25 protein-coding genes are annotated in these 23912 nt (G+C 70.5%); 15 read left to right on the top strand and 10 right to left on the bottom strand.

The features are described from left to right. Positions 1-48 precede the first annotated feature (48 nt). A complete protein-coding gene (gene mce, locus LHJ74_RS21550) occupies positions 49-492 on the bottom strand; it encodes a methylmalonyl-CoA epimerase (protein WP_260219774.1) in 444 nt (147 codons plus the stop codon). 145 nt (positions 493-637) lie between these two features. On the opposite strand from mce, the gene LHJ74_RS21555 reads away from it, so the two are divergent. Together LHJ74_RS21555 and meaB are read left to right on the top strand one after the other, a co-directional pair. Further along, positions 638-1861, top strand: coding sequence for an acetyl-CoA C-acetyltransferase (locus LHJ74_RS21555; RefSeq protein ID WP_260219775.1), 1224 nt, complete (start codon positions 638-640; stop codon positions 1859-1861). Positions 1862-1949: 88 nt separating this feature from the next. Then, positions 1950-2909 (top strand): methylmalonyl Co-A mutase-associated GTPase MeaB, encoded by a 960-nt coding sequence (meaB, locus tag LHJ74_RS21560; RefSeq protein WP_260219776.1) that lies wholly within the window; start codon positions 1950-1952, stop codon positions 2907-2909. 142 nt (positions 2910-3051) lie between these two features. Here meaB and LHJ74_RS21565 read toward each other — a convergent pair whose 3' ends face one another. After that, complete coding sequence (locus LHJ74_RS21565; protein ID WP_260219777.1) at positions 3052-3186, bottom strand: hypothetical protein; 135 nt, start codon at positions 3184-3186, stop codon at positions 3052-3054. A gap of 135 nt (positions 3187-3321) precedes the next feature. After that, positions 3322-3903: a PepSY domain-containing protein gene (locus LHJ74_RS21570; RefSeq protein WP_260219778.1), complete on the bottom strand. Its 582-nt coding sequence runs from the start codon at positions 3901-3903 to the stop codon at positions 3322-3324. Between the two features lie 113 nt (positions 3904-4016). Here LHJ74_RS21570 and LHJ74_RS21575 point away from each other — a divergent pair, with 113 nt between their 5' ends. Further along, positions 4017-4682, top strand: a complete 666-nt coding sequence (locus tag LHJ74_RS21575) for a response regulator transcription factor (protein ID WP_260219779.1) — start codon at positions 4017-4019, stop codon at positions 4680-4682. Continuing rightward, positions 4675-6300 (top strand): sensor histidine kinase, encoded by a 1626-nt coding sequence (locus LHJ74_RS21580; RefSeq protein WP_260219780.1) that lies wholly within the window; start codon positions 4675-4677, stop codon positions 6298-6300. The genes LHJ74_RS21575 and LHJ74_RS21580 overlap by 8 nt, the downstream gene beginning before the upstream one ends. Positions 6301-6324: 24 nt before the next feature. Here the strand turns inward: LHJ74_RS21580 and LHJ74_RS21585 are convergent, their stop codons facing one another. From LHJ74_RS21585 to LHJ74_RS21600, 4 genes are read right to left on the bottom strand one after another with little or no spacing between them, the layout of a single operon-like run. Continuing rightward, a complete protein-coding gene (locus LHJ74_RS21585; RefSeq protein ID WP_260219781.1) occupies positions 6325-6798 on the bottom strand; it encodes a MarR family winged helix-turn-helix transcriptional regulator in 474 nt (157 codons plus the stop codon). A gap of 37 nt (positions 6799-6835) precedes the next feature. Further along, positions 6836-7660, bottom strand: a complete 825-nt coding sequence (locus LHJ74_RS21590; RefSeq protein WP_375546793.1) for an AIM24 family protein — start codon at positions 7658-7660, stop codon at positions 6836-6838. Beyond that, positions 7657-8307, bottom strand: coding sequence for an AIM24 family protein (locus LHJ74_RS21595; RefSeq protein ID WP_260219782.1), 651 nt, complete (start codon positions 8305-8307; stop codon positions 7657-7659). The genes LHJ74_RS21590 and LHJ74_RS21595 overlap by 4 nt, the downstream gene beginning before the upstream one ends. Further along, entirely contained in the window at positions 8307-8945 is a 639-nt protein-coding gene (locus LHJ74_RS21600) for an AIM24 family protein (protein WP_260219783.1), read from the bottom strand. The genes LHJ74_RS21595 and LHJ74_RS21600 overlap by 1 nt, the downstream gene beginning before the upstream one ends. 226 nt (positions 8946-9171) lie before the next feature. On the opposite strand from LHJ74_RS21600, the gene LHJ74_RS21605 reads away from it, so the two are divergent. From LHJ74_RS21605 to LHJ74_RS21615, 3 genes are all read left to right on the top strand, one after another. Further along, complete coding sequence (locus tag LHJ74_RS21605) at positions 9172-9531, top strand: DUF3817 domain-containing protein (RefSeq protein ID WP_260219784.1); 360 nt, start codon at positions 9172-9174, stop codon at positions 9529-9531. After that, a complete protein-coding gene (locus LHJ74_RS21610) occupies positions 9528-9818 on the top strand; it encodes an MTH1187 family thiamine-binding protein (protein WP_260219785.1) in 291 nt (96 codons plus the stop codon). The genes LHJ74_RS21605 and LHJ74_RS21610 overlap by 4 nt, the downstream gene beginning before the upstream one ends. Positions 9819-9975: 157 nt before the next feature. Next, positions 9976-11853 (top strand): glycosyltransferase family 2 protein, encoded by a 1878-nt coding sequence (locus LHJ74_RS21615; RefSeq protein ID WP_260219786.1) that lies wholly within the window; start codon positions 9976-9978, stop codon positions 11851-11853. Between the two features lie 4 nt (positions 11854-11857). Here LHJ74_RS21615 and LHJ74_RS21620 read toward each other — a convergent pair whose 3' ends face one another. Continuing rightward, a complete protein-coding gene (locus LHJ74_RS21620; RefSeq protein ID WP_260219954.1) occupies positions 11858-12841 on the bottom strand; it encodes an ArsR/SmtB family transcription factor in 984 nt (327 codons plus the stop codon). An 84-nt stretch (positions 12842-12925) separates the two neighbouring features. On the opposite strand from LHJ74_RS21620, the gene LHJ74_RS21625 reads away from it, so the two are divergent. The 4 genes from LHJ74_RS21625 to icmA all read left to right on the top strand — a co-directional run bounded on the left by LHJ74_RS21625 (position 12926) and on the right by icmA (position 17092). Next, positions 12926-14218, top strand: a complete 1293-nt coding sequence (locus tag LHJ74_RS21625) for an MFS transporter (RefSeq protein WP_260219787.1) — start codon at positions 12926-12928, stop codon at positions 14216-14218. Between the two features lie 21 nt (positions 14219-14239). Then, positions 14240-14749 (top strand): MarR family winged helix-turn-helix transcriptional regulator, encoded by a 510-nt coding sequence (locus LHJ74_RS21630; protein WP_260219788.1) that lies wholly within the window; start codon positions 14240-14242, stop codon positions 14747-14749. A 92-nt stretch (positions 14750-14841) separates the two neighbouring features. Next, positions 14842-15174: a DUF3817 domain-containing protein gene (locus tag LHJ74_RS21635; RefSeq protein WP_260219789.1), complete on the top strand. Its 333-nt coding sequence runs from the start codon at positions 14842-14844 to the stop codon at positions 15172-15174. A gap of 217 nt (positions 15175-15391) precedes the next feature. Then, on the top strand, positions 15392-17092 hold the full coding sequence (gene icmA, locus LHJ74_RS21640) for a coenzyme B12-dependent isobutyryl-CoA mutase large subunit (RefSeq protein ID WP_260219790.1): 1701 nt from the start codon (positions 15392-15394) through the stop codon (positions 17090-17092). Between the two features lie 79 nt (positions 17093-17171). Here icmA and LHJ74_RS21645 read toward each other — a convergent pair whose 3' ends face one another. Then, a complete protein-coding gene (locus LHJ74_RS21645) occupies positions 17172-17807 on the bottom strand; it encodes a TetR/AcrR family transcriptional regulator (RefSeq protein ID WP_260219791.1) in 636 nt (211 codons plus the stop codon). Between the two features lie 147 nt (positions 17808-17954). On the opposite strand from LHJ74_RS21645, the gene LHJ74_RS21650 reads away from it, so the two are divergent. The 4 genes from LHJ74_RS21650 to LHJ74_RS21665 all read left to right on the top strand — a co-directional run bounded on the left by LHJ74_RS21650 (position 17955) and on the right by LHJ74_RS21665 (position 22355). Further along, entirely contained in the window at positions 17955-18938 is a 984-nt protein-coding gene (locus LHJ74_RS21650) for a tetratricopeptide repeat protein (protein WP_260219792.1), read from the top strand. A gap of 608 nt (positions 18939-19546) precedes the next feature. After that, entirely contained in the window at positions 19547-20161 is a 615-nt protein-coding gene (locus tag LHJ74_RS21655; protein ID WP_260219793.1) for a DUF6230 family protein, read from the top strand. A 114-nt stretch (positions 20162-20275) separates the two neighbouring features. Further along, on the top strand, positions 20276-20866 hold the full coding sequence (locus tag LHJ74_RS21660; RefSeq protein ID WP_260219794.1) for a DUF6114 domain-containing protein: 591 nt from the start codon (positions 20276-20278) through the stop codon (positions 20864-20866). A gap of 25 nt (positions 20867-20891) precedes the next feature. Further along, a complete protein-coding gene (locus LHJ74_RS21665; RefSeq protein WP_260219795.1) occupies positions 20892-22355 on the top strand; it encodes a hypothetical protein in 1464 nt (487 codons plus the stop codon). Between the two features lie 113 nt (positions 22356-22468). On the opposite strand, the gene pyk is transcribed toward LHJ74_RS21665, so the two are convergent. Continuing rightward, a complete protein-coding gene (gene pyk / locus LHJ74_RS21670; protein ID WP_260219796.1) occupies positions 22469-23896 on the bottom strand; it encodes a pyruvate kinase in 1428 nt (475 codons plus the stop codon). Between the last annotated feature and the right edge of the window lie 16 nt (positions 23897-23912).

Consider the following 23912-nt stretch of genomic DNA (forward strand, 5'->3'; position numbering starts at 1 on the left):
CCTGGAGAGCCCGCCCCGCAGCCACTCTACCGGCCAGGGAAGCGGACGTCAGTGGTCCGTTGTGGCGGAGGGCGACGCGGAGGTGACCAACTCGGTGAGGACACCATGGCAGTCCTTGGGGTGCAGGAAGGTGATCCGGGAGTCCATGGAACCGCGACGCGGTTCGTCGTAGAGAACCCGGACGCCACGCTCTGCGACGGTGGCCGCGGCGCCGTCGACGTCGGCGGTGCCGAAGGCGATGTGGTGGACGCCCTCGCCGTGCCGCTCCAGCCACTTGGCGACTGTCGAATCCGGCCGCACCGGCTCCAGCAGCTGGATGTACGAGGCGCCGCCGTCATCCGTGCCGTTGATCCGCAGCATCGCCTCCCGCACACCCTGTTCCTCGTTGACCTCGGTGTGGAAGACCTCGAAGCCGTAGGTGGCGCGGTAGAACTCGACTGTCGTGTCCAGGTTGAAGCAGGCGATCCCGATGTGGTCGATACGCGTCAGCATGGGGTTCAGCATGGAAACAGTGAGCCCTTTCCGGTCCGATTACGCAACGTGCGCACGGTCACACCGGCTGACCGGTGACCGGACGGAGTACCGCTCAGTATCTTGGAGATAACCCTCGTTAACTTCCAGCTGGAAGAGGAACCTCATGTCTGGCACGACCGGCACGACTGGCACGCCCCCCGGCACCACCTCGGTGATCGTCGCAGGAGCCCGTACGCCCATGGGCCGCCTGCTCGGGTCCCTGAAGTCCTTCTCCGGAGCCGACCTGGGCGGCTTCGCCATCAAGGCGGCCCTGGAGCGCGCGGGAATCAGCTCAGACCAGGTCGAGTACGTCATCATGGGCCAGGTGCTGCAGGCCGGTGCGGGCCAGATCCCGGCCCGGCAGGCCGCGGTGAAGGCGGGCATCCCGATGCACGTCCCGGCACTCACGGTGAACAAGGTCTGCCTCTCCGGCCTCGACGCCATCGCCCTCGCCGACCAGCTGGTGCGGGCCGGGGAGTTCGACGTGATCGTCGCGGGCGGCCAGGAATCGATGACCAACGCACCGCACCTGCTGCCGAAGTCCCGGGAGGGCTACAAGTACGGCGCGCTGGAGGTGCTGGACTCCATGGCGCACGACGGGCTCACCGACTCCTTCGAGAACATCGCGATGGGGGAGTCGACCGAGAAGCACAACACCCGGCTCGGCATCAAGCGCCCCGAGCAGGACGCCATCGCCGCCGCCTCGCACCAGAAGGCCGCCGCCGCACAGCGGGACGGGATCTTCGCCGCCGAGATCACCCCCGTCGAGATCCCGCAGCGGCGCGGTGAGCCGGTGGTCTTCTCCGAGGACGAGGGCATCCGCGCCGACACCACCGCCGAGTCGCTGAGCAAGCTCCGCCCCGCGTTCACCAAGGACGGGACGATCACCGCTGGTTCCGCCTCGCAGATCTCGGACGGCGCCGCCGCGGTGGTCGTGATGAGCCGGGCCAAGGCCGAGGAACTGGGCCTGGAGTGGATTGCCGAGATCGGCGCGCACGGGAACGTCGCGGGCCCGGACAACTCCCTCCAGTCGCAGCCGTCGAACGCGATCCAGCAGGCGCTGAAGAAGGACGGCCTCTCGGTCGACGACCTCGACCTCGTCGAGATCAACGAAGCGTTTGCGGCCGTGTGCGTGCAGTCACTGAAGGACCTGGGCGTGTCCCCCGAGAAGGTGAACGTCAACGGAGGCGCCATCGCCCTGGGCCATCCGATCGGGATGTCCGGAGCCCGTATCGTGCTGCATCTGGCGCTCGAACTCCGGCGGCGCGGCGGCGGCACCGGCGCGGCCGGCCTGTGCGGGGGCGGCGGGCAGGGCGACGCGCTGATCGTCCGCGTCCCGGGCGAGTAGCGGTCCGTACGAACCGCGGCTTGTACGAACAGTGGTCCGGCGCGTGCGACGCCACGCGGCGGCCGTGTGAACAGAGGAGCTCGAACCGATGGTGGACGTCCCCACACTGGTGGCACAGGCGCGGGAGGGACGGCCGCGCGCCGTGGCCCGGTTGATCTCCCTGGTGGAGGGGGCGTCACCGCAGCTCCGCGAGGTGATGTCGGCGCTCGCACCGCGCTGCGGCAACGCGTACGTCGTCGGCCTCACCGGTTCCCCCGGAGTGGGCAAGTCGACCTCCACCTCCGCGCTGGTCTCGGCGTACCGGCGGGCCGGAAAGCGGGTCGCGGTGCTGGCCGTCGACCCCTCCTCGCCCTTCTCGGGCGGCGCGCTGCTCGGCGACCGGGTGCGGATGAGCGAGCACGCCTCCGACCCCGGCGTCTACATCCGCTCCATGGCCACCCGCGGGCACCTCGGCGGCCTGGCCTGGGCGGCACCGCAGGCGATCCGGGTGCTGGACGCGGCGGGCTGCGAGGTGATCATCGTCGAGACGGTCGGTGTCGGGCAGTCCGAAGTGGAGATCGCCGCGCAGGCCGACACCAGCGTCGTCCTGCTGGCCCCCGGCATGGGGGACGGCATCCAGGCGGCGAAGGCGGGAATCCTGGAGATCGGCGACGTCTACGTGGTGAACAAGGCCGACCGGGACGGCGCGGACGCCACCGTCCGCGAGCTGAACCACATGCTGGGCCTGGGTGAGGCCCGCGGGCCCGGCGACTGGCGTCCGCCCATCGTCAAGACGGTCGCGGCACGCAGCGAGGGCCTGGACGAGGTGGTCGAGGCCCTGGAGAAGCACCGGGCGTGGATGGAGGAGCGCGGCGTCCTCGCCGAGCGCCGCGCCCGCCGGGCCGCACACGAGATCGAGACCATCGCGGTCACCGCCCTGCGCGAACGCATGGGCGGCCTCGGCGGCCCCCGCCGCCTCGACGCCCTCGCCGAACGCATCGTCAGCGGCTCCCTCGACCCCTACACGGCCGCCGACGAACTGATCGCGGGCCTGAAGGCCACCGAGTAGCGCTCCCGCAGCGTTCCGCCTCGGTGACCGCAGGGCAGGTTGTCGGAGTGCCCGTTGTGCACGCGATTCGCTCGGCGCCGAGTAGGCAGCCGCTGCTCTTCTGCCCGGCACTGCTTCCTCGGGTGCGTGGTGCGGGGCGGAATCAGCCGAAGAGGGCTGCGACGAAGTAGAAGGCAATGCCCCACAGCGGGACGGCGAGCGCGACGACCAGACCGGCGAGACAGCCCATACATGTGAGCCTGCTGCCGGTCCTGGCGTCGTCCCTCTGGCGCTGCATGCCCACAGGCTGCCATGCCCGGGGCGGAAGGGGCCGGGCTCCAGTCGAACCCGGTGGCCGTCACCGCGATGCGGTGACGGCCACCTTGGATGTCCGGGGCTCCGCCGGGTTGCCTCCGGCGGGGTGACGGGCGGGTCAGTCGTCGTCGCCCGCGCCGTCGTCGCTGTCGTCCTTGCTGTCGTCCTTGCCGTCGTCAGAGTCGTCGTCGGAGCTGTCGTCGTTCGTGTCGTCGTCCTGGTCGAGGTGGTTGGCCAGGATCTTGCCGTTGGTCGCGTCGATGGTGAGCTCGTGCCACTTGTCGTCCTTGCCGAGGACGTCCGCCTCCCAGACCAGGCCGTTGTGGTCGTCGTCGTCATCCAGGTCGAGGGACTGCACGGTGCCCGGGACGGAGGCGAGGGCCTTGTCGACGGCCTGCTTGGCGGTGAGAGTCGCCTCGGTCAGGTTCTTGGCGTCGTCGTCCGTGCCGTCCTTGTCGTCGGCGTCGTCCTCGCCCCGGTCGTCGCGGTCGTCCTTGCCGTCGTCGCCCCGGTCGTCGCGGTCGTCGGTCACGACGGACTGCGTGCCGGCCTGGGCCGTCGTGGCGGCGGAGTCCGTGCTGCCCGACCCGTCGTCCGAGTCGGAGGTGAAGGCGGCGGCGGTGGTGCCGCCGACGGCGAGTGCGGCGGCGGCGATGGCGGAGATGAGAAGCCTGCGCTTGTTCGAGGACGTACGGCTCATGGTGTGTGCCTTCCTGGGCGGTCGTTGATGTGCCCTACCGTCGCAAGCCGTGGCTGAAGCTCCGCTGAAGCTCCCTGAAGATCCCTTCAGCAAGCTTCGGGCAAGCTGGACCCATGCGCCTGTTGATCGTGGAAGACGAACGGCGGCTCGCCCTGTCGCTCGCCGGAGGACTCACCGCCGAGGGTTTCGCCGTCGATGTGGTCCACGACGGGCTGGAGGGTCTGCACCGCGCGAGCGAAGGCGTGTACGACCTGGTCATCCTCGACATCATGCTGCCGGGCATGAACGGCTACCGCGTGTGCGGCGCCCTGCGTGCGGCCGGGCACGAGACGCCGATCCTCATGCTCACGGCCAAGGACGGCGAGTACGACGAGGCCGAGGGCCTGGACACCGGCGCCGACGACTACCTGACGAAGCCCTTCTCCTATGTGGTGCTCGTCGCCCGCGTACGGGCCCTGCTGCGCCGCCGCACCCGCGGCGCCGCCGCCGTGCTGCGGCTGGGGCGGCTGACCGTGGAACCGGCCACCCGCCGGGTCGCGGTCGGTGAGCGGGAGGTGAGCCTGACCGCCAAGGAGTTCGCCGTGCTGGAGCAGCTGGCGACGAGGGCGGGCGAGGTGGTTTCCAAGGCGGAGATCCTGGAGCACGCCTGGGATTTCGCGTACGACGGGGACGTCAACATCGTCGAGGTCTATGTGAGCGCGCTGCGCCGCAAGCTCGGCGCGGGATGGATCGGCACCGTACGCGGCGCCGGATACCGGCTGGTGGACGCGGGTGCGTAGGGGCTCGGTACGTACCAGGGCCGCGATCGGCGCGACGGTCGTCGTGGCCGTGGCACTGGTGGCCGCCGGGCTGGCGGTGATCTCGGTGCTGCGGGGCGGGCTGGCCGACAACGCGCGGCTGGAGGCGGAGTCGGCCGCCCGCGAGGTGGCGGCGCAGGCGGCGGACGTCACCGCGCGGCGGATCGACGGCATCGAGGGGCTGGAGAGCGACCAGCCGGTGCAGGTCGTGGACGCCGACGGGGCGGTGCTCGGCGCGTCCGAGGGGCTGCGGGGTGCTCCCGCGGTGGCGGACTTCCACCGCCCGCCGCAGAAGCCAAAGCCGGAGCCGGAGCCGGAGCCCACCCGTACGGAGGGTGACTCCGACGACGACTCGGACGACGGCCCCGAAAACGACTCCGAAAACGACTCCGAGAACGACTCCGATGACGACGAGGGTGCGGACGACGCGGATGACGACGACACTCCCGCGCCGCCGCCGCAGTCCCGCTCTCCGGAGCCGGTCGCCGTCGACCGCAACAGCGACGACGAGACCCTCTCCCTCCCCGTCGACTCCGACGGGGAGCCCGTCTCCGCCGCCGACGCCACCGGCGAGCAGGACTTCCGCCTCGTCGGCGTCCAGAGCGTGACCCGCGACGGCACCCCGGTTACCGTCTACGCCGGGTCTTCGCTCGCCGACCAGGAGGAGGCAGTCGGCTCGGTCAGCCGCACCATGCTGATCGGGCTGCCCGCCGTGCTGGCGGTGGTGGCCGGGGTCACCTGGCTGGTGACGCGTCGCGCGCTGCGGCCGGTGGAGGGCATCCGCCAGGAGCTGGCGGAGATCACCGCGAGCACCGACCTGACCCGCCGGGTGCCGGAACCGGAGGCTCGCGACGAGGTGGCCCGACTGGCCCGTACGACGAATGAGACGCTCAGCGCGCTGGAGGCGTCAACAGAGCGGCAGCGCCGCTTCGTGGCGGACGCCTCGCACGAGCTGCGCAGCCCCATCGCCTCCCTGCGCACCCAGCTGGAGGTGGGCGCCGCCCATCCCGAGCTGCTGGATGTGGACGGGGCGGTGCAGGACACCGTACGGCTCCAGGGACTCGCGGCCGATCTGCTGCTGCTCGCCCGGCTCGACGCGGGGGAGCGTCCGGGGGAGGCCCCGGTGGCGCTGTCGGCGCTGGTACGGGAGGAGCTGGACCAGCGGGTGGGCGACCGGCTGCCGGTGACGTGCGACCAGCTGGCCGACATCGAGGTGGTGGGCTCGCGCGGGCAGCTGGCCCGGGTGCTCGGCAACCTGCTGGACAACGCCCAGCGGCACGCGGCGGCCGCCGTACGTGTGGAGGTGCGCGTCAGTGGGGGCGAGGCGCTGCTGGAGGTTGCCGACGACGGTGCCGGGATCCCGGAGACGGAGCGCGAGCGGATCTTCGAGCGCTTCGTTCGCCTCGACGACGCCCGCACGCGCGATGAGGGAGGCGCCGGGCTCGGGCTGGCCATCGCCCGCGATGTGGCGCGGCGGCACGGCGGCACGCTGGACGTCGACACGGCCCCGGAAGGCGGGGCCGTGTTCCAGCTGAGGCTGCCGGTCGGGCCGGTCGGGCCGGTCGGGCCGGTCGGGCCCGAGCCAGACGACAGGCCGTAGGCCCCCGTAGTCCCGCCGATCCCGTCAGGAATCCCGCTGACCGTGCAGATGGAGAGCGACCGGGGACAGTGACTTCTGCAGCTCGCTGAGGCTGTCCTCCGGCAGCAGGTCGATGAAGTGCCGCCGCACGGAGGAGACATGGTGCGGTGCGACGCTGAGCATGGTCTCCCAGCCGTGCTCGGTGAGCACCGCGAAGAGGCCGCGCTTGTCCGAGTCGCAGCTCTCCCGTCTGACCAGGCCGCTGTTCTCCATCCTGGTGATCTGGTGGGACAGCCTGCTCTTCGACTGGAGGGTGCGGGTGGCCAGCTCACTCATCCGCATCCGGCGCTCCTCCGACTCGGAGAGGTTGACCAGGATCTCGTAGTCGTTGTTCGTGAGGCCGAACGGTTGGAGATCGCGCTCCAGCTGGTGCATGAGGAGGCGACTGACCTCCAGATGCGTGCGCCACACCCGCTGTTCTTCGTCATTGAGCCAGGGGGCGCTGTTTTCGGGGTTCATACCTGTCGACCTTACCGAGGGATCCGTAATCGGGTGTTCAAAGTCCGAAGCGCCGTTGCAGGTCGCCGAGCTGACCCGGCATCCGCGGTGTCTGCCCGCCGGTACGGCCCGGCTGGCCCGACCGGCCCTGCTGCCCGCCGCCCGGCCCCCCCGCCTGCTGCGGGACGCCGCCGGTCGCCTGTTCCGGCATGAGCACCTCCGTGGACTGGATGAGCACCGAGCCCGCGCCGGAGAACTCGAACTGGTGCTCCTCACCGGAGGCGCCGCCCAGGCCGGTCAGCGCCCGGACGCCGCCCATGACCCCGCGCATGTACTGGTGGTCGTAGTGGTGGCAGGGCGAGGGGCAGTCCGCCCAGCCGACGAGGGCCTGCGGGTCGACCCGGACCGGCGGTTCCACGAAGTGCACCTGGCCGTTGGAAGCGGCGACGAACTTGCCCGTCCCGATCAGCGTCAGGAAGCCGGGGATGATCGACTGCTTGAGCGACAGCGTCGGCTCGAAGGCCAGCAGATTGCCGGAGCGGATGGTGAGGTTGCCCTCCTCCAGGTCGTACGAGTTGACGTCGAACGCGCGATCCGCGAGCAGCATCTTGCCCTGCCCCTCGGCCACCACCCAGTCGGAGGCGTGCAGCGGGGAGTGGAAGCTGCCGGAGACCAGCCGGTCCAGCGGGCCGTGCCCGATGCCGTTGAAGCTGATCTGCCCGAAGTAGGCGATCATCTTCCCCTTCTGCAGGAACCACTGCCCGTGCAGGTCCACACAGAAGGTGTACGGGTTGACGTTGTCGTCCGACGGCAGGGTGTGGAAGTCGAAGACGGCCGGGCCCCCGGGGCCTGCCGGACCGCTCGGTCCCGTTGGTCCGCTCACAGCTTCTCCTCGCTCGCCTGCACGAACACCGCGCCGTCTCCCGACAGCTCCAGCTGGAACGCCTCGCCGGAGCCCCGCCCGACCATGTCCCGCCAGCCGAGCGCGGTGGACAGCTTGTTGCGTACGTCGCCGTGGTGGGCCACATAGGCCTGCGGATCGACATGGACGGGACGGCCCGGGGTGATCGGCAGCTCCAGGACGCCGCCGTGCGCCATCACGGCGACCGAGCCCCTGCCCTTGAGGGTGGTGGTGAACAGCCCCTGCCCGGTGACCTGGCCGCGCACCATGCCCATCACCCCGCCCTGCGAGCCCATGAACATCGTGCCCTGCTCCAGCGAGCCGTCGAAGGCCAGCAGCCGGTCGGCCTCGACGCACAGGGTGTCGCCGTCCAGCTCCACCACCTGGATGTGGTGGCCGCCGTGCCCGAACATCACCGTGCCGTTGCCCTCCACGGTCATCAGCGGGGCGGCCTCGCCCGCCACCCGCCTCCCGATCATGGACATCACGCCGCCCTGCCCGCTCGCCCTGTTGGGAGTGAAGGACACCTCGCCCCGGTAGGCGATCATCGCGCCGCGCTGGCTGAAGAGGCGCTGGCCCGGCACCACCCGCGCCTCGACAAGCTTCGAGTTGATCTCGTGGAACGGCATCAGATCTCGCCCCCCAGGGTGTTCCGCTCGCTGGGCTGCACATAGACCAGCCCGTCGCCCTCGAAGCGGACCTGGAAGGCCTCGCCCGAGCCCTCGCCCATGAAGGTGCGGAAGCTCACTCCGGACTGGAAGCTCTGCCGCAGGTCGCCGGTGTGGGCGACGTAGGCGCCCGGGTCGACCTGTAGCGGCGTGCCCTGGCCGACCCGCAGCACGACGGCCGGTCCGTCGGAGATCAGCGCCGCCTGGCCGCTGCCCTCCACCGTCGTGGTGAACAGCCCGCTGCCCTGGGCGGCGCCGCGTACGCCGGTGAAGGTGGTGCCGGTGCGCAGGGCGGCCTCCGTGCACAGCAGATTGCTCGCTTCGACATGCAGCTTCTCGCCGCTGAGCCGGACCAGGCTGATGTCGGCGGCCCGGTCCGCGAAGTAGCAGGTGCCCTGCCCCTTGACCTCCATGACGGTCAGCTGCTCGCCGGTGATCCGGCGGGTGACCATGCCGCGCAGGCCCTCCCCGCCGCCGGACATCTTCTTGAAGGCCATCTGGCCGTCGTACGCGACCATCGAGCCGTTCTTCGCCTGTACGGCGTCGCCGGTGAGTGTCACGGCGAGGACCTTGCCACCCTGAAGCAGAAACTGAGCCACAGGGGTGAACTTATCGGGCCAAGAGCACGGATACCAGGCCCCCTCTTCTGGACCGTCCCCCGGACGGGCTGCCGCACGCGCCGGGCTCGGGTCGTGCGCGGCCCGGTCCGGGTGCATCCGACCGGCTCTGAGAGAATGGCCGGGCTCGTGCGCCGCGCGGGGTGGGGGGAGCCCGGAGGAGCGCAGGGCGACGTCCGTTTTCCCGACGCACTCACGAAGGCACCCTGTGGACATCAAGACTGCTGCCGCACTGCACCGACTGCGGCTCGTCTCCGTACCGGAGGCGCTTTCCTTCCCGGCCCTGCTGCTCTTCGGCTCGCTGCTCAGCCGGGTCTCGGACATCGACTTCCTGATGATGCCGCTGGGCGTCATCCACGGCGTGCTCTTCGTCGCGTACGTCGTGCTGCTCGCCGATGTGTGGAAGCGCACGAAGTGGCCGCTCAAGCGGGTCGGGTTCTTCTTCCTGCTCGCCCTGCTGCCCTTCGGCGGCCTCTACGGCGACCGGGTGCTCAAGCGCGACGAGCGTGCCGGGGTCATCGCCGCGCGTGCCCGTCAGGAGCGGGTCGGGGGCGTGGTCAACAAGTGATCGTCGCCTTCTCCGTCACACCGCTGGGTGTCGGCGAGGACGTGGGTGAGCTGGTCGCCGAGGCGGTGCGCGTGGTGCGCGAGTCGGGGCTGCCGCACCGCACGGACGCGATGTTCACCTCCCTCGAGGGCGACTGGGAGGAGTGCATGGAGGTCGTACGCCGCGCGGTCGCCGCCGTCGAGGCGCGCGCCCCCCGCGTCTCGCTCGTCCTGAAGGCCGACATCCGGCCGGGCGTCACCGACGGTCTGACCTCGAAGGTGGAAACCGTGGAGCGGCACCTCGCCTGACGGAGCGACACCGTCGGGGACGGCGTGAGGCGGCGCTGAGGCGCCGCTGAGACGGTGCGAGGAGGCAGTGCCGCCCGCTCGGACCCTCCCAGTTCGACACGGTTCTTTATGTCCATTTTGGTGGGCATATCGGCTAAGTCGACGGGCTGGAGGGACTGTGGCGCCGGAGGCCTACGACTACGAGACCTACAGCCGGCTCGCCGGACCCCTCACCCGCGCGGGGCCCGAGTACCGGGTCCGCTACCGCAGCCTCCTCTCCCGCGGGCGGCACCGCGTACGGGCGACACTCCTCCTGGGCGCGGCGCCCAGCGCCTGCCTCGTCATGCTGATCTGGCTGATGTGGCCCTCGCACTGGGCGGAGCGGAGCGAGGGCCCGCCGTGGCTTGTCGGTGCCGACGCCGTGATGCTCGTCTCGCTCGGGCTGATCGAGGTCTTCCGGCTGATCAATGTCGTCTCCGTCGCCCACGCCACGCTGGTGGCCTGCGATCCGATACCCGTACGGCCCAGGATGGGCACCCGGGTGGCGTTCCTGACCACCTACGTGCCCGGCAAGGAACCGCTCTCGATGGTCCGGGCCACCCTGGAGGCCGCGGTCCGAGTGCGTCACCGGGGCAGGCTGCATGTCTGGCTGCTGGACGAGGGCGACGACCCGGATGCCCGCGCGCTCTGCGCGGAACTGGGGGTGCATCACTTCACCCGAAAGGGCGTCGAGGACTGGAACCGCCCCCGTGGACCCCATCGGGCGAAGACCAAGCACGGCAACTACAACTCCTGGCTGGACGCGCACGGCGACGACTACGAGTTCTTCGCCTCGGTCGACACCGACCACGTACCGCTGCCCGCCTTCCTGGAGCGGATGCTCGGCTACTTCCGCGACCCGGACGTCGCCTTCGTCGTCGGGCCGCAGGTGTACGGCAACTACCGGGGGATCGTCACCAAGTTCGCCGAGAGCCAGCAGTTCCTCTTCCACGCCCTGATCCAGCGGGCGGGCAACCGCTACGGCTCGCCGATGTTCGTCGGCACCAACAACTGCGTGCGCGTCTCCGCGCTGAAGTCCATCGGCGGGCTGCGCGACTCGATCACCGAGGACATGGCGACGGGCTTCGAGCTGCACCGGCGGCGCAATCCGGAAACCCGCAGGCGGTGGCGCTCCGTCTACACCCCGGACGTCCTGGCCGTCGGCGAGGGCCCGGAGTCCTGGACTGATTTCTTCACCCAGCAGCTGCGCTGGTCGCGCGGCACCTACGAGACTCTGCTCACCCAGTTCGGCCGCACCCCGCACCGCCACTCGGCCGGGCGGCTGCTGAGCTATTCGCTGATGCTCGCCTACTATCCGATGAGCGGTCTCACCTGGATGCTCGGCGCCCTGAGCTGCACCCTCTTCCTCTGGGTCGGCGCCTCCGGCACCCAGGTCCCGCCGTCGCTGTGGCTGATGTTCTACGGGGACGCGGCGGCGCTGCAGATCGGGCTCTACCTGTGGAACCGGCGGCACAACGTCTCGCCGCACGAACCCAAGGGCTCCACGGGGCTGGCCGGAATGCTGATGTCGGCCCTCTCCGCGCCCATCTACGCCCGCTCCCTGATCGCGGCGGCCTTCCGCAGGCCGTGCCGTTTCGTGGTCACCCCCAAGGGCGGATCGGTCAGCCTCGACCAGCCCGCCACCTTCCGTACGCATCTGTGGTGGGCGGCTGCCGTGGGCGTCTCCCTGACCGCCTCCGCCGTGCTGGGGCACACCCATGTGGCGATGCGGGTGTGGTCGCTGCTGGCGCTGGCCGTCGCACTGGGCCCGGCGGTGGTCTGGTGGTACGCACAGGGCAGGGACGAGCACCGGATCCGGGAACTGCTGCCCGCGGCAGCGCGGAAGCTCCGCGCGTGGCGCGCGCCCGCTGCCCCGGGCGGCGCGGCCGAGGCGGCTGGAGCGGCGGACGGCTCTCCGGGCGGCGTGACGGACCTCGCCCGCACCACCATCCCCGCCGGAGCGCCGGGCCAGGGCGAAACGGCACCGGCTTTCGCCACCACCTCGGCCCAGCGCTGAGCCCTCAGGTACGGGCCTGCGCCAGGGCGATCCCGAGCGGGGTCCGCTCGTACAGCACCTGGTGGCGCAGACGGTACGACGTCAGGAGCCCCGCGCCGCGCAGCGCCGAGAGATGGACCGAGACCGAGGACGGCGCGAGCCCGAGCCGGGCGGCCAGCCCCGTCGTCGACGCGGGCTGCTCCAGCGCGGCCAGGATGGCCGCCCGGTTCGTGCCGAGCAGCCGCACCAGCGCCGCCGGGGTGTCCGCCGCGGGCTCCGACCACAGCGCCCCGATGCCGCGCGCCGGATAGACGACGGCGGGCTGCCACGGCGGCTCGAAGCCGCTGACCACATGCGGCCAGGCGAACACGCTGGGGACCAGCGTCAGCCCGGTGCCGCCCAATGTGCGGGTGTACTGGTAGCAGTGGTTGACCGTCAGCGTGCCGTCCGTCCAGGAGACCTCGGGGTGCAGTCCGTCGAAGAGGGCGGCGAGCCCGCCGTCGGCCAGCCTGCGGGTGTGGAAGGCGATGTCCGCTTCCAGCAGTGCCCGCAGTCGTGGCCAGTGCGGGGCGACCAGCACCTCCCAGGCGCGGGTCTTGGCGTCGGCCAGCTGCCGTACGGCCGCTGCGGGGTCGGCGAGCATCGCCTCTCCCTCGGGGGATTCCGCCGCGCCCGGGGTGTCGGCCAGCGAGCGGACCAGCTCCGCGTGGGCGAGTGCCGGATCGGTCGCCCGCACCTCGGCCATCTCCTCGTCGAAGGAGGTGGCGGGTCCGGTCGGCGGCGGGCACAGGAAGTCGGGCGTGTATCCCCGCCCGGGCATCAGCAGCCACAGCGGCTCCAGCCCGAGCCCCTTCGCCGTCCCGGTGCTCTGCCGCAGCCACGGCAGATGATGGCTCCAGCCGCCGGGATGGGCCAGCAGCCGGACGGCCTGCTGGGTCTCCCAGGAGGGTGACAGCGCGAAACGGCAGTTGAGCAAGTCCTCGGCACCGAAGTGCATCTGGTACGGCATGGCTGCCCGGTTCCGCTCTCCCGAGGTGATTCGTGCTGCCACGAAACACTACGTCGCCGCCGCGCACCCCGGCAGGCTGCCCTGATGCCAGCCCAGAAAGCCGAGAAAGCCCGGAAAGCCCAGCCAGAACGGTCGGCCCAGCCGGCACCCGAGACCCCCGCGCCGCCCCGCACCACCGGCGGCAGCTACCGCGAGGTCTTCGCCGTAGCCGAGTTCCGCGCCGTCTTCGCCGCGCACGTGCTGTCCATGCTGGGCAGCGTCGTCTCGCACATCGCCCTCCCCGTACTCGTCTTCGCCGAGACCGGCTCCCCGCTGCTCTCCGCCCTCACCTTCGCCGCCGGCTTCCTGCCGTTCGCCGTCGGCGGTGCCGTGCTGGCACCGATCGCCGACCGCTACCCCGCCCGGCGCATCCTGGTGGGCTGCGACCTGCTGTGCGCGCTGTGCGTCGCGGCGATGGTGGTGCCGGGCGTCCCGATCGCGCTGCTGCTGGTGCTGCGCGCCCTGTCCGCGTTCGTCCAGCCCCTCTTCGGCGGAGTACGGGCAGCCAGCCTCGGCGAGATCCTGGACGGCGACGGCTTCGTCCTGGCGCGCTCGCTGATCCGGATCGTGGCGCAGAGCGCACAGATCGTCGGGTACGCGGCGGCGGGTCTGCTGCTGATCCTCGTCAGCGCCCGCTCAGCGCTGCTGATCACGGTCGGCTGTTTCCTCGGCTCGGCGCTGATCCTTGCCACGCGCACCCGGCTGCGCCCGCCGACGGCCACGGCCCGGCACGGGGGCGGCACCCGGGCCCTGTTCGCCGATCCCCGCATCCGCGCGCTGCTCGCACTGAGCTGGCTGCCGCCCGCCTTCGTCGTCGTCCCGGAGGCGCTGGCCGCGCCGTACGCCAAGGAGCTCGGGTCCGGTCCGGCGGTGGTCGGGCTGCTGCTCGCCGCGATGCCCGTCGGTTCCGCCGCAGCGGAGCTGGCCGTCGGCGCCTGGCTCACCCCGAGGGCGAGGGAGCGGCTGGTGCTGCCGCTGGCGGGCTGTCTGCTGCTGCCGCTGCTGGTCTTCGCCGTCCGTCCGGGGCTGCCGCTCGCGTTGGCCGCGCTGCTGCTCGCGGGCGCCGGGATGGCGTACATCCTCGGGCTGGACCGGTGGTTCTTCGACGCGGTCCCCGAGGCGCAGCGGGGCCGGGCGATGACGGTGATGTCCGGCGGTCTGATGACCGGGCAGGGGGTCGGAATGGCGGCGGGCGGCCTGGCGGCGGAGTTCGTGCCGCCGCACTGGGTCGCCGCGGGGGCGGGTGCGGCGGGTACCGTGTGCGTGCTGTTCGCCGTGCGGGCGGTGCGGTCTGTCGGGCGGGGACCGCTTGCTGAGACACCTGTGCCCGTCAAGTGACCGCCCGGTAGGGTCGGATGCGTGCCGAAGCCGCTCAGCCTGCCGTTCGACCCGATCGCCCGCGCCGATGAGCTCTGGACTCGCAGATGGGGGTCCGCGCCCTCGATGGCCGCGATCACCTCCGTGATGCGCGCGCACCAGATTCTGCTCGCCCAGGTGGACGCCGTCGTCAAACCGTACGATCTGACGTTCGCCCGCTACGAGGCGCTGGTGCTGCTCACCTTCTCCCATGACGGCGAGCTGCCGATGTCGAAGATCGGTGAGCGGCTGATGGTCCATCCGACGTCCGTCACCAACACGATCGACCGGCTTCAGAAGTCCGGTCTGGTCGCCAAGCGCCCCAACCCGAATGACGGCCGGGGCACCCTCGCATCCATCACGGAGAAGGGCCGCGAGGTGTGCGAGAAGGCCACCCGGGAGCTGATGGCCGTGGACTTCGGCCTGGGTGTGTACGACGCGGAGGAGTGTGCGGAGATCTTCCGGCTGCTGCGCCCGCTGCGGGTGGCGGCAGAGGATTTCGACGAGGACTGACGGTCCGGGCCGCGCCCCGGCGCGGCCCGGACCGTGCCCTTCCCGGCGGGGTCCGGGGAGATCGCCCCGAACCGCCCGTTACGCTCTTCCTCATGAAGAAGAGCGTCCTGACCCGCTACCGGGCGATGGCCTATGTCACCGCCGTCATGCTGCTGGTGCTCTGCGCCTGCATGATCTTCAAGTACGGCTTCGACAAGGGCGAGGACCTCACGTTCGTGGTCTCGCAGCTCCACGGTGTGCTCTACATCGTGTATCTGATCTTCGCCTTCGATCTGGGCCAGAAGGCCCGATGGCCGTTCGGGAAGCTGCTGTGGGTGCTGGTCTCCGGCACGATTCCGACTGCCGCGTTCTTCGTCGAGCGGCAGGTCGTGCGTGACGTCGAGCCCCTGCTCGCGGGCGCGTCCGGTGAGCCCGCCAAGGTCTAGGGCGGGACTTGGTGCTGCGCCGGGAAGCGGGCGGCTGTAGCCCTCTGTGACCGGGCCCTCGCCCTGCATGGCTTGCGCGGAGGGCCCTTACGGAAGGACACTTAGTAGGACGTCCTAGTAATTGCTTCCCGGCAGCGTCGGCCCCCACCCCGGGTCGGCCCGTCCGGGGCCGCACCGGGACCCCGTGGTGCGGGAGCGCAGAGAGGCGAGAGACCGCATGAATGCTGAGGCAATCGAGCAGGGGCGGCAGCGCTGGCAGGCGCGCTATGACGCGGCCCGCAAGCGTGACGCCGACTTCACCACGCTCTCGGGCGACCCGGTCGAGCCCGTCTACGGCCCGCGCCCCGGGGACACCTACGAGGGCTTCGAGCGCATCGGCTGGCCCGGCGAGTACCCGTACACCCGTGGTCTGCACGCCACCGGCTACCGGGGGCGGACGTGGACCATCCGCCAGTTCGCGGGCTTCGGCAACGCCGAGCAGACGAACGAGCGGTACAAGATGATCCTGGAGGCGGGCGGCGGCGGCCTGTCCGTCGCCTTCGACATGCCGACCCTGATGGGCCGCGACTCCGACGAGCCGAAGTCGCTCGGCGAGGTCGGGCACTGCGGCGTCGCCATCGACTCCGCCTCCGACATGGAGCAGCTCTTCCGCGGCATCCCGCTGGGCGACGTCACCACCTCCATGACGATCTCCGGGCCCGCCGTCCCCGTCTTCTGCATGTACCTGGTCGCGGCGGAGCGGCAGGGCGTCGATCCGGCGCTGCTCAACGGCACGCTCCAGACCGACATCTTCAAGGAGTACATCGCACAGAAGGAGTGGCTCTTCCAGCCCGAGCCGCATCTGCGGCTGATCGGTGACCTGATGGAGCACTGCGCGCACGGCATCCCCGACTACAAGCCGCTCTCGGTCTCCGGCTACCACATCCGCGAGGCGGGCTCCACTGCCGCGCAGGAGCTGGCGTACACGCTGGCGGACGGCTTCGGATACGTCGAGCTGGGGCTCTCCCGCGGCCTGGACGTCAACCACTTCGCATCCGGCCTCTCCTTCTTCTTCGACGCGCACCTGGACTTCTTCGAGGAGATCGCCAAGTTCCGCGCGGCCCGCCGCATCTGGGCCCGCTGGATGCGCGACGAGTACGGCGCCACCTCCCCGAAGGCGCAGTGGCTCCGCTTCCACACCCAGACCGCCGGAGTCTCGCTCACCGCCCAGCAGCCGTACAACAACGTGGTGCGCACCGCCGTGGAGGCGCTCTCGGCCGTCCTCGGCGGCACCAACTCGCTGCACACCAACGCCCTGGACGAGACCCTCGCGCTGCCCAGCGAGCAGGCCGCCGAGATCGCCCTGCGCACGCAGCAGGTGCTGATGGAGGAGACCGGCATCACCAACGTCGCCGACCCGCTGGGCGGTTCCTGGTACGTGGAGCAGCTCACCGACCGGATCGAGGCCGACGCGGAGAAGATCTTCGAGCAGATCAAGGAGCGCGGCCGTCGTGCCGTCCCGGAGGGGAACCACCCCGTCGGCCCGATGACCTCCGGCATCCTGCGGGGCATCGAGGACGGCTGGTTCACCGGCGAGATCGCCGAAGCCGCCTTCCAGTACCAGCGCTCGCTGGAGAAGGACGAGAAGCGGGTCGTGGGCGTCAACTGCCACACCGGCTCGGTAACCGGCGATCTGGAGATCCTGCGGGTCAGCCACGAGGTGGAGCGCGAGCAGGTACGGGCCCTGGGCGCCCGCCGCGAGGCTCGCGACGAGTCGGCCGTGCGCAAGGCGCTGGACGCGATGCTCGACGCTGCCCGCGGCGACGCCAACATGATCGAGCCGATGCTGGACGCGGTTCGCGCGGAGGCGACGCTCGGTGAGATCTGCGGTGTGCTGCGCGACGAGTGGGGCGTCTACACGGAGCCGCCGGGGTTCTGACCGTCCCTCTCGCTCACCGGGGCCCCGGCCGGAGACTCGGCCGGGGCTCCGATGGCTCTTGCGGGTCTCCGGAGGCGGCTCAGCAGGGCTCCGGGGGCGTCCGGGGCTGCGGGGGCGGGGCTGGGGGGTGCGCGGCGCCGAGACCCGCCACCAGCAGCGTGGCGAACCCGGCGGCCCAGGCCTCGTCCACCGGTTCCCCGCTCACCAGCGCGCGGTGCACCACGGCCCCCGCGATGAGGTCGAAGACCAGGTCCGTCTGCCGCGCCGCCGACGCCGGATCGCTGTCGGGCGGCAGCTCGCCGCGTGCCTGGGCCCGCGCGCGGCCGTCCAGCACCAGCCGCTTCTGGCGGTCCACGACCGCGCACCGCAGCCGGTCGCGCAACGCCGCGTCGCGGGTGGATTCGGCGACCACCGCCATCAGTGACGTGCTGGTCTCGGGCCGTGCCAGCAGCGCCGCGAAGGACAGCACGACCCCCTCGACATCGGCGTGCAGACTTCCACGGTCCGGCAGTTCCAGCTCGTCGAACAGCACCGCGACCGCGTCCACCACGAGCGCGCTCTTGCCCGTCCAGCGCCGGTAGAGCGTGGTCTTGGCCACCCCCGCGCGGGCCGCCACGTCCCCCATCGTCAGCTTGGACCAGCCGAGTTCGACGAGCGCGGCGCGCGTGGCGTCGAGAATCGCACAGTCGGCCGCGGCGCTGCGGGGTCTGGCCATGGTCGGCACCCTAGCGCCGTGCTCGCGCCCGCCGGCGCCCCCGGTGTTACGCTACGAGTCGTAGCGAAACGCTCGTTCGAGCGGCAATCACACACGCTGGGTGGGGACCCAGTAACGAACGCGGCGCGGAAGGGGGAGACTGGTCTCATGCAGCCACGCAATATGTCCATGAGCGGAGTGGTCGACCTCGCCGCGGTGAAGGCGGCCGGAGAGGCCAAGCAGAAAGCGGAGCAGTCGCGGGCCGACGCCGCCGAGGGAGGCGGACCTCCCGCGCCGAGCGGCCTGGTGATGGACGTCGACGAGGCGGGCTTCGAGGCGGACGTGCTTCAGCGTTCGGCCGAGGTGCCGGTGGTCATCGACTTCTGGGCCGAATGGTGCGAGCCGTGCAAGCAGCTCGGTCCACTCCTCGAGCGGCTGGCGCGCGAGTACGCCGGGCGCTTTCTGCTCGCCAAGATCGATGTAGACCAGAACCAGATGCTGTTCCAGCAGTTCGGCGTGCAGGGCATTCCCGCCGTGTTCGCGGTGGTCGCCGGGCAGGCGCTGCCGCTGTTCCAGGGAGCGGCGCCGGAGCAGCAGATCAGGGAGACCCTCGACCAGCTGATCCAGGTCTCCGAGCAGCGCTTCGGCATCACCGGCCTTCAGGGCGTGCCGGGTGAGGCCACCGAGGCGGGAGAGGGCGCTGAGGAGGCGGCGGGGCCGCAGGCCCCCGAGCCGCCAGAGAACGCCGCACTCGCCGCGGCGCACAGCGCGCTGGATTCGGGTGATCTGAACGGCGCGGTGCAGGCGTACAAGAACGTCCTTTCGGATGAGCCGGGTAACACCGAGGCACAGCTCGGGCTCGCCCAGGCCGAGTTGCTCGGCCGGGTGCAGGGGCTCGACGCCCAGCAGGTGCGTGCGGAGGCCGCGGACCGGCCGACGGATGTGGGGGCGCAGCTGCGGGCGGCCGATCTCGAACTGGTCGGCGGCCATGTCGAGGACGCGTTCGGCCGCATCGTGGAGACGGTGAAGCGGACGGCAGGGGATGACCGGGAGTCGGCACGGCTGCGGCTTCTGGAGCTCTTCGAGGTCGTCGGTGCGGATGACCCGCGGGTGGTCACCGCGCGTAGCGCCCTGGCGCGCGTCCTGTTCTGACCTGGCCACTCGGCCTGCCCGGTGCGTCACCACTCATTGATTTAGCGACTTCAGCGGCTGCGTTTTACCAAAACTTGGTAAGCGCAGCCGCTATTACTCGCAGTAAGTGAGCTAAGGAATTCGACCCGGACTTGTCCGAATAATCGGCCTGTTGGGTGATAGATTCCGGCGACCCTCTGTGGCGCGCTTGCGCTTCGAGGCAGCCTGGCGGTTATCCGTTCGTTACTCCCAAGTAAGGAACCCCTTGTGTGCGGGCCGCAGATGGACCACGATCGGCCAAGCTCGGTCCGTCCCCTGCGGGCTCCTGCGGCCAACCGGTCCGTGTGTTCACAGGGGGGCGGTTCCCCACCGGGCGGCCGGAAGGCAGCAATGCCGGTTCGCGGACAGGGGGGTCTTCGCCGCAGGTGGAGCCTGTCCGCTCATGAGGGTTGCGCGGGAGCGTGGCCAGTGGTTGTCACTCGGGGGTGATCGCCGACAGCTCGGACGCACGTACTAGTACGGCTTCAGGTGACGGCGCTCCCCTTCCCGAGGACGTAGCACTTCTCCCATCCCGGGTGTGGGCCCGCAGCCCCCGTACCGGAGATGTACGTCCGAGAAGGAGGAAAGTCATGGAGTCTCTGGCTCGTGGCGGGACCAGATGGAAGCGGTTCGCCGTCGTCATGGTGCCCAGCGTTGCCGCTACAGCCGCCATCGGAGTAGCCCTGGCCCAGGGCGCGCTGGCGGCTTCGTTCAGTGTCTCCGGCCAGCAGTTCAAGGTGACTGCTGACCGGCTGGAGGCCACCGGGTTCACCCAGTACGGTGCGCTGGACAGCACCAAGAAGGGCAAGAAGCCCGTCACCGTCGTCGGAATGAACGACGCGGAAATCAAGAACCTCTGCCAGTCGGTGGTCATCCCGGTACCGCTCTTCGGCGATATCTCGATGAAGCTGAGCGCGGGCCGGGGAAACACACCCGTCACGGCGAAAAAGCTCTATATCGACGCCGATGACCTGGCGGCGAACGCCACGTTCAAGAACTTCGATATCGGTGTCTCGGTCGACGACGCCACCAAGGGCCCGGGTGTCCAGAAGGGTGACGAGTACGCCAAGGGCTCCTTCGGGCAGCAGGCCGACTCGGTCATCTTCACCGACGTCAGGCAGCGTGCATGGGCCACGACAGCCGGAACCTTCAAGCTCAGCGGCCTCAAGATGTCCGTCAAAAAGGGCGCACACGAGTGCTACTGACGCACTGACCGTACGGGCGCGGGCCCGCGCCAGGGTGGGAACCGCGCCCCGACCCCGGGCCCGTACGGCTGTTCCACCCCGCAGGCTTTGTGCCAGTCCCGAGGAGCTGTAGACATGAGCGCCGACACGCGAGAGCGGCCGATCGACCGGCTCGGCCGGATGCGCGCGAATTTCCGGGTATGGCGCGGTCAGCGCCCCTTCTGGGGCGGCATATTCACGCTGCTCGCCGGTATTCCGATCATGTACGTCCCTTACCAGAACCTGACTCTGGGCTCGCTGACCATCAGGATGTCGACGACGGCGGGCGCGGGCTCGCTGATCATCGGCGTTCTCCTGATCGTGCTCGGCCTGACCATGTGGTTCCAGCCGCAGTCCCGGGTCTTCGCCGGTGTCGCGGCGATCCTGCTGGCGCTGGTCTCGCTTGTCGTCTCGAACTTCGGCGCCTTCCTGATCGGCTTTGTGCCGGGGCTGCTCGGCGGCGCCCTCGGTGTCTCCTGGGCACCCGGGAGACCTCTGCCCACCGAGTCCGCCGTCGCCGGGCGTGGTGCCACTCGCGGTGAGAGAGCGAAGGCGGCCGGGCTCCTGGAAGCCGACGACGCCGCGAACGACGACCTGTCAGTCACTGGAACGGCCTCGGCTCCGGCTTCGTCCGCGTCGACCGCGGCCGACGGGAATCACGCGAACGGGAGGCACGGTGCCGGGTGACGAAGCGAGGGAGGAAGCGACTGCCGTGGCCGACGCCCCGACCCGCGGGCGTCGCACGAGGACGGCACCACGGCATGCGGCTCCCCGCAAGCCGCTGCTGACCCGGCTGCATCTCCCCGCCGGCAAGGCGGTGGCCATGGTGGCCATGCCGTCCGCCGTGCTGATGGGCATGGGGCTCACCCCCCAACTGGCGAACGCCAAGCCGCTGCCCAAGAACCCTTTCAAGGACGGACCTTGTGTGTCCGCGCCGGACCAGGAAGCCGACGCGGAGAAGAAGGCGGCCAAGGAGAAGGCGGCCAAGGAGAAAGCCGCGAAGGAGAAGGCGGCGAAGGAGAAGGCGGCGAAGGCCGAAGCGGCCAGGGAGAAAGCCGCCAAGGAGAAGGCGGCCAGGGAAAAGGCAGCCAAGGAGCCCGGAGCGGGCGAGGGGGATGAGGCCGCGCCTTCGGAGCAGGGTACGCCGGACTCCCCGGGATCCGACGGTTCGCCGTCCGGCGGGGGCACGGACGGTTCAGACGCGGGCAGGACCGAGCGGGAGCCCGATCCGGAGCCCGACCCGTCCGAGCCGGAACCCGAGCCCGACCCGGAGCCGGAACCCGAGCCCGGGAAGAAGAACCCGCTGGACCCGCTGGGCCTGGGCGAGAAGCTCAAGGACGCCCTGACTCCCAAAAAGAAGAGGGAGGCGGAGAAGGAGGCGGAGGAAGCCGCGCCCGAGTCGGAGAAGTCCGTCGGGAAGAGTCCGACCGAGGCGGTCGAGGAAACCGTCGACAAGGCCGAGGAAGGCGTCGGGGACACCGTCGACAAGGCGGAGAAGGGCGTCGAGGACACCGTCGAGGGCCTTCGGGACGTCACGGGCTCTCAGGGCGGTGAGGACGCCCAGGACGGCGGGGGCGGCGAGGAACCTGAGGAGCAGCGGCCCGGCGCGTCCGGCACGTCGGGCGTGGAGAAGGATGACCCGGACGCCGAGGACGAGGGAGCGGCCGGCGAGGCATCCGAACCAGAGGAGGACGGCAAGAAGCCGTTCCCGTGCGTCGAGGAGAAGAAGGTCGACGGCGACGACGAGCGGACGCCCGTCACGCTGCCCAACCAGCCCTGGTACTTGGAGGCCAGCTCCCTCGCGCTGCACGACCTGGACTACGAGGGCGTCGTCAACGTCACGATGGCGAACGGCAAGACGAAGCAGGCGCTCAAGTTCACGTCCAGCGGCCTCGACATCGGCGACCTGCACCAGATCGTTGCCGGTCCCCAGGGCACGACCTACCATGTCGAAGCGGCGAAGGGCACCACGTCCACCATCCGCGACGGCCGGGTGACCATGTACACGGAGCGGCTGGAGGGCAATCTCTTCGGCCTCATCCCGATCGTCTTCGACCCGGAGCACCCGCCGCCCGTCAACGTTTCCGAGGCGTACTTCACCAAGGTGAAGGTCACTCAGGCGGGCCAGTTCGGCGGCACCCTGACGATACCCGGCCTGCACCAGTCGATCACCTAGGGTCTGTTTCGTCAGCAGCGCCGCGAACGGCCGGGCCCGCGACCCCTGGTGCTGCGCCGCGCAGCACTGAGAGGTGCGGGCCTCGGCCTCGGACCGGGGGTGTCAGGGAGCGGTCAGTCGTCCGCCCCGTCCAGGTGGTGCACCCGGACCATGTTCGTGGTGCCCGGCACGCCGGGAGGCGAGCCCGCCGTGATGATCATGATGTCGCCCTTGTCGTAGCGCTTGAGCTTGAGCAGCTCCGCGTCGACCAGGTCGACCATCTCGTCAGTTGTCCCCACATGCGGCACCACATAGGATTCCACGCCCCAGCTCAGCGTCAGCTGGTTGCGGGTGGAATCATCCGTGGTGAAGGCCAGGATGGGCTGGCAGGCGCGATAGCGGCTCAGCCGCCGCCCGGTGTCTCCCGACTTGGTGAAGGCGATGAGCGACTTGGCGCTCAGGAAGTCGGCGATCTCGCAGGCCGCACGCGCAACGGAACCGCCCTGGGTGCGCGGCTTCTTGCCCGCCACCAGCGGTTGCAGGCCCCGGCTGAGCAGCTCCTCCTCCGCCGCCTCGACGATCTTCGACATCGTCTTGACCGTCTCGATCGGGTACTGCCCCACCGAGGACTCGGCGGAGAGCATCACCGCGTCGGTGCCGTCCAGGATCGCGTTCGCGACGTCGGACGCCTCGGCGCGCGTCGGGCGCGAGTTGGTGATCATCGACTCCATCATCTGGGTCGCCACGATCACCGGCTTGGCGTTGCGGCGGCACAGCTCGATCAGCCGCTTCTGCACCATCGGGACCCGCTCCAGCGGGTACTCCACCGCCAGGTCACCGCGCGCGACCATCACCCCGTCGAAGGCGAGGACGACCTCCTCCATGTTCTCCACGGCCTGCGGCTTCTCGACCTTCGCGATCACCGGCACCCGGCGGCCGACCTCGTCCATCACGCTGTGCACGTCGCGCACGTCGGACGCACTGCGCACGAAGGACAGCGCCACCATGTCCGCGCCCATCCGCAGCGCGAACCGCAGGTCGTCGATGTCCTTCTCGGACAGCGCGGGCACGTTGACGGCGGCACCCGGCAGGTTGATCCCCTTGTGGTCGGAGATCACCCCGCCCTCGATCACGATGCAGCGGACGCGCGGCCCGTTCACCTCGATGACCTGGAGGGCGACGTTGCCGTCGTTGATCAGGATCGGGTCACCCTTGAAGACGTCACCCGGCAGCCCCTTGTACGTGGTGCCGCAGATCGACTTGTCACCGGCCACGTCCTCGGCGGTGATGGTGAACTCCTCGCCGCGGACCAGCTCCACCGGCCCCTCGGCGAAGGTCTCCAGGCGGATCTTGGGCCCCTGGAGGTCGGCGAGCACGCCGACCGCCCGGCCGGTCTCCTCCGCGGCCTTACGGAGACGGTGGTACCGCTCCTCATGCTCGGGGTGGGACCCGTGGCTCATGTTGAAGCGGGCCACGTTCATCCCCGCCTCGATCAGCGTTTTCAGCTGATCGAAGGAGTCGACGGCGGGGCCCAGGGTGCAGACGATTTTGGAACGGCGCATGGAGCGCATCCTCTCA

The sequence above is a fragment of the Streptomyces gossypii genome, from assembly GCF_025165795.1.
Lineage (GTDB): Bacteria > Actinomycetota > Actinomycetes > Streptomycetales > Streptomycetaceae > Streptomyces > Streptomyces gossypii.